Origin of the sequence: Palleronia caenipelagi (assembly GCF_007004065.1) — a bacterium.
In the GTDB taxonomy this organism is placed as follows: domain Bacteria; phylum Pseudomonadota; class Alphaproteobacteria; order Rhodobacterales; family Rhodobacteraceae; genus Palleronia; species Palleronia caenipelagi.
Map to the genome: position 1 here is coordinate 1 of NZ_VFSV01000085.1, position 5655 is coordinate 5655.

Sequence of the window (5655 nt, forward strand, 5' to 3'; positions counted from 1 at the left end):
CCCGATTTTGGCGTGCAGCTTTCCGACCTCTGCCGCCGATATCGTCGGCTCCGCGGTCGCCTGGCCGGTGAAGGCCTGTGCCATGTTCTCAATCGCGGTCCGTTTCCAGCCGCTGATCATGGTAGGGTGGCTGTCATACTTCTTGGCCAGCTCGGCCGTCGTCAGCTCCTCGCGGATGGCTTCCAAAGCCACCTTCGCCTTGAACTCTGCCGAATAGCGTTTCCGTTTCGTCATTTCTGTGCGTTCTTCCTCAGACACTACCGATTAGCACCCGGTCCGAAATCCCGCGACCACCTCTACTCTTCAGCACCAACTGCAACGGAGGCTTCGCCATCATCATCCATCGATAGTTGCCGCAAATGTCTGTGAACTCCGTCTCAGGTTTATGGGCAAGAATATCGGAGTTAAAGGCAAAATCTTATATTTAAGGGCAAAGGACAGCCCTTGATTTCGTTGGATTTCTCACCTCACAATTAAGGGCTACGCGACAACAGGTATTGCCAACTTGTCCCGTCGTAACGCGGTGTGCTTGCAGGCCATCCCGGTATCCTGCCCTCAGATCAGCCGACCGGCTAATCCGTGGATCGAAGTCATGAAACACGCTCGTCCAGCCGCAGGCTTGCCTTAGAGTAGCGACGAAATATCCGACTGAAGCTGTTCAGAACCGCATATCGAATTGGACGGAGAGGCCGTAAGACTCATAGTCGCCGTCACCAAGCCCATCGTAAAAGGTGTCAAAAGACAGCTCTGACCAGTCGTTTAAGGCGATATCTGCGCCAAAGTCGAGCTTGGCGCGGAAACCGCTGTCCGACGCCTCATAGGCGCTGACATCTCCGTAGACAGCGCTCAGACCGCCACTCAGCAGCATATCCGCTTCACCTGCCTTGACCCAGAATTCGGTTCCAATTCCGAACTCTGCCTCCGTAAGTTTAACGACTTGAGACGGGACGCGGTTCGACCGGCTGTCATTGTAGGAGTCCTGATCGTCCCGAATGTGGATCAGGTCTAGCGCCGGGATCAGAACAACTTTGTTTTCAAGCGTGTAACGCCCTTCGACACCGAGGGTCAGCAGAGTCCGTGTTGTATCAAAGTCATCGGAATCCTGATTGTCGAGGTCGAGCGTATTGTCGCTTTTGCCTCTGAGAGCTGATGCCGAGAAATAGAGTTGCTGGCCAGGTACCTGATACACACCGTATCCCCCCAACAGCCAACCATTTCCGGAATAGTCGCCATCGTCCACGTCTGCTTCGGAGTCGTCGAATTGCAGCATCAGGCCGAGCAGCAGATTGTTCCGGCGGTAGACATGCGCACCAAGTGTCACGTGGTGATAGTCGAGAGAGGTATCATCGATCTCCGAGAAATTACCTGCTGCCCGGAGCCAGATTGGATGATCTCCCTGAATGTGAACCCTGTATTGGCCCCGATCACCGTTCATTCTGAAAAAGAGTTCCGGTCTCTGGGAGCCATCCAACATGGCACGGAGTTCCGGTTGGGCGTTGGCAAGAGCCCGAGCCCTCAAGGTCAGGGCCTGACCAATGGCTTTTTGCGCGACCTTGCTGAGGTTCGGCTCAATCGTAACCGTGCGCGCGGCACGGTTCAGGTTGCCAGCCTCGTCAGCCGCCACGCCTGCCGCGACCCCGATGCTGATCGGAGCTGTCCCGGACGGTGTGATCCGCACCACATATCGGTTTCCGCTACCGGTCAGCGACGCTGCGGAGCCGTTCTCTACTGAGACATCCGCCGCTTCAAACCCGTCCACGGGTTCGGAAAACAGGACAGTCACGGAGAAGGACTCGCCCGGGAAAAAGTTCTCCGGGAGGTCAGTGATCTGTGTTGTCGGTCGCACCAGATCCTTTGGTGATTCAACGGTAATGCTGACCGTGTCAGACATGAGCTCAAACCCATCAGACACCGTGAGCTGGAACGTCAGGACAACATCCTGCTCGTTAAATGACAAGACAGGCGCAGTGAAACTCGGCGTCGCATTCGTGGTATCCGAAAGGCCAACCTCCGGGCCATTGATCTGCGTCCATGCATAGGTCAGTGCCTGACCATCATCGTTTGACGTAGAATTGCTGCCATCAAGGGTGACGTTTGCCCCAGACGAGACTGTCTGATCCGGCCCCGCATTCGCGGTCGGAGCGACGTTGCCCGGCGCGGTGACGGTGATCTGGACGGTGTCGGTGGCCGTCGCAAAGCCGTCATCCACGGTCAGCTCAAAGCTCAGCGCCAGATCTGCTTCGCCGATGGCGCGCGTCGGCGCAGTGAAGCCGGGGGTGGCGGTGGTGTTCCCCGAGAGGGTGACGGCGGGTCCACCGGTCTGCACCCAGCTGTAGCTCAGCGACTGTCCCGCATCATTGGCGCTCGAGCCGTTGCCATCAAGGGTGACAGCGGCGTCCGAGGCCACGGTCTGATCCGTCCCGGCATTCGCTGTCGGAGCGGTGTTGCCCGGCGCGGTGACGGTGACTTGGACGGTGTCGGTGGCCGTCGCAAAGCCGTCATCCACGGTCAGCTCAAAGCTCAGCACGAGATCCGTATCGCCGATGGCGAGCGTCGGCGCAGTGAAGCCGGGGGTGGCGGTGGTCGCGCCCGAGAGGGTGACGGCGGGTCCACCGGTCTGTACCCAGCTGTAGCTCAGCGACTGACCCGCATCATTGGCGCTCGAGCCGTTGCCATCGAGGGTGACAGCGGCGTCCGAGGCCACGGTCTGATCCGTCCCGGCATTCGCTGTCGGAGCGGTGTTGCCCGGCGCGGTGACGGTGATCTGGACGGTGTCGGTGGCCGTCGCAAAGCCGTCATCCACGGTCAGCTCAAAGCTCAACGCCAGATCTGCGTCGCCGATGGCGAGCGTCGGCGCAGTGAAGCCGGGGGTGGCGGTGGTCGCGCCCGAGAGGGTGACGGCGGGTCCACCGGTCTGTACCCAGCTGTAGCTCAGCAACTGACCCGCGTCATTGGCGCTCGAGCCGTTGCCATCGAGCGTGACAGCCGTCCCTGAGGCCACCGTGTCATCCCCTCCTGCATTCGCTGTCGGGGCGGTGTTCGGCGGGGCGGTGACGGTGAACTGCACCTCATCTGTGGCCGTCGCAAAGCCGTCATCCACGGTCAGCTCAAAGCTCAGCGCCAGATCCGTATCGCCGATGGCGAGCGTCGGCGCGATGAAGCCGGGGGTGGCGGTGGTGTTCCCCGAGAGGGTGACGGCGGGTCCACCGGTCTGCACCCAGCTGTAGCTCAGCGACTGTCCCGCGTCATTGGCGCTCGAGCCGTTGCCGTCGAGGGTTACCGCCGTCCCGGAGGCCACCGTGTCATCCCCTCCTGCATTCGCTGTCGGAGCTGTGTTCGGCGGCGCGGTAACGGTGAACTGCACCTCATCTGTGGCGGTCTCAAACCCGTCATCCACGGTCAAACGGAAGAGCAGAACCTGGTTCGGCGCCCCGATAGCGAGCGTCGGCGCGGTAAAGCCGGGGGTAGCGGTGGTGCCGCCGGACAGCGTGACTGCTGGTCCACTGGTCTGCACCCAGCTGTAGGTCAACGACTGACCCGCATCATTGGAGCTCGAGCCGTTGCCGTCGAGGGAGACAGCCGTCCCTGAGGCCACCGTATCATCGGCCCCCGCATTTGCCGTTGGAGCGTTGTTTGGCGGGGCGATGACGGTGATAATCACATTATTAGTGTGGAGGTCGGTACCATCAAACACACGCACTCGAAATTCAAGATCCACGTCCGACGCACCGACGGCCAGCGTCGGTGCAGTGAAACTGGCCATGGCTGTGTTGCCACCGGACAGCGTGACCGTCGGACCGCTCAGCTGCTCCCAGATGAAGGTCAAGGTCTGAAATGGATCATTGGGGTCCGAAGCGCTGGCGTCGAGAGTGTAACTGCCCCCCGAGGCCACCGTGTCATCGGGCCCTGCATTCGCTGTTGGCGGGGTGTTTGGTGGCGAAACCACAACAGTCCTGGTGTTCACAAGCTCTGTGTTATTCGCACCTGAAGCTCCGATCGTGTAACTATACCGTTGCCCGTCAGCGGCGGATGTCGCCTTGAATTTGATCCCAACGAAGTCGTCGTTTTCATAGGTACCATTCGCGCCATCCGACACCAGATCGCTAACAAACGTCACGCCACACCCGCTCTCGAGCGCCGCGGCGGTGACGTCACCGGCCGGCCATGGTACGATAGTGAAACCGCGCCAGTAATTCCCACCGGCTGAAAGGGTCGAAAGGCCTCCAGTGGCAACGTTGAGCTGTGTCTCCCCGCCAAAGGCGTCGTGATATAAGTTGAAACTGCAGGTCAGGCCCGCAGGTACAAAAACCTCATCAAATCCAGTAAAATCATCCAGGGCCATCGCTTGCTTTGAGGGCAGGAGCGCCATGATTCCCAGCACCACAGATATCAAACGGCTTCTCGTTTTATTCATGCCCCAAATCCCCCAAAAATCTGAATTTCGGCAGGCAATGCCCAGACTTTAATACGAAAATGTATCTTTTTATATTGACCGAACTTCGACCATATGTCTAACTGAAATGCGACAAAATATCGCAATTTCGTTTTTATTGCATGTTAGACACAAAGTTTAGCGTGCCTTGAATCGTATTGCCCAACAGGAGGTGAATTCATGGAGCCGTTTATCGCTCAAATCACGTTATTTGGCGGAAATTTTGCACCCCGCGGATGGGCCCTTTGTGACGGCCAATTACTCGCAATAAACGAGTACCAGGCATTGTTCAGTATTTTGGGGACAAATTTTGGCGGCGATGGAAGAACAACTTTTGGCCTGCCAGATCTGCGAGGTCGTGTTCCGATGCACGCAGGCGACGGCCCAGGCCTGTCACCGCGCCGGATCGGGCAGAAGTTCGGGGCAGAACAGGTCAATCTGATGGAGAGCCAAATTCCAGCTCACAGCCACGGGCTCAATGTGTTCAACGGCACGGCAGATAATGACCGGCCTCAGGGCGATATGTTGGCCCGATCCACGATATATTCAGCAACGATTCAGCCGACAGCTGAGCTGAACTCGGCTTCAATATCCTCGGCAGGCGGAAGCCAAGCCCACGAAAACATTCAGCCGAGTTTGTGCATAAACTATATCATCGCCCTCCAAGGTATTTTTCCATCGAGAAATTGAATAAGCATTTGTATGTGGAATAATGACAAAGAGTTCCGGCTGAATAAACTTATGGCCTGCCGTTCTGGTCTTTTCAGCGGCAGATATAAGACATCGCGACGTCGATGACTGTGGCGGGTTATGGAGGTGTTGTTGGATTTGGTGTCCAAGCGCGTTGCATGCGGCGGCATGTTCCTCGTTTGATGGCTTAAATCCGTTGATGAAATCGAGGGGCACCGTAGAGTTAGGTGTTCGGTCCCGGCATTTGGTGGATCGGATTTAGGATGAATCGATCTGGCTCTGAAGTCCAGATCTTGCAGATGTATTCGTAAGGCGTCAGCCCGCTGAGGGTCTTGAGCCTGCGGGCGAAGTTGTAGGCTGCCATGAAGTCGGCAAGGTGTGTTCGCAACTGGTCGTGATTTTCGTAGTGGAAGCGTTTGACCGTCGCCTCCTTGATGGTGCGGTTCATTCGTTCGACCTGGCCATTGGTCCACGGATGGTTCGGCTTAGTGAGCCGATGTTCGATCCCATTTGCCTCACAGATCATGTCGAAC

The 5655-nt window shown here is 57.7% G+C and carries 4 protein-coding genes; 1 reads left to right on the forward strand and 3 read right to left on the reverse strand.

Annotation, left to right across the window (positions count from 1 at the left end):
• Together FEV53_RS19355 and FEV53_RS19360 are read right to left on the reverse strand one after the other, a co-directional pair.
• The coding region (locus tag FEV53_RS19355) for a transposase (RefSeq protein ID WP_142832957.1) at positions 1–234 on the reverse strand (234 nt) is incomplete at its 3' end.
• Positions 235–658: 424 nt separating this feature from the next.
• Positions 659–4414 carry a PKD domain-containing protein gene (locus FEV53_RS19360; protein WP_142836310.1) on the reverse strand — a complete coding sequence of 1252 codons (3756 nt, stop codon included), beginning with the start codon at positions 4412–4414 and terminating at the stop codon, positions 659–661.
• Positions 4415–4612: 198 nt separating this feature from the next.
• On the opposite strand from FEV53_RS19360, the gene FEV53_RS19365 reads away from it, so the two are divergent.
• Entirely contained in the window at positions 4613–5122 is a 510-nt protein-coding gene (locus tag FEV53_RS19365; RefSeq protein ID WP_142836311.1) for a phage tail protein, read from the forward strand.
• A 223-nt stretch (positions 5123–5345) separates the two neighbouring features.
• On the opposite strand, the gene FEV53_RS19370 is transcribed toward FEV53_RS19365, so the two are convergent.
• Positions 5346–5655: integrase core domain-containing protein (locus tag FEV53_RS19370; RefSeq protein WP_142836312.1), on the reverse strand; the 310-nt coding region annotated here is incomplete at its 5' end.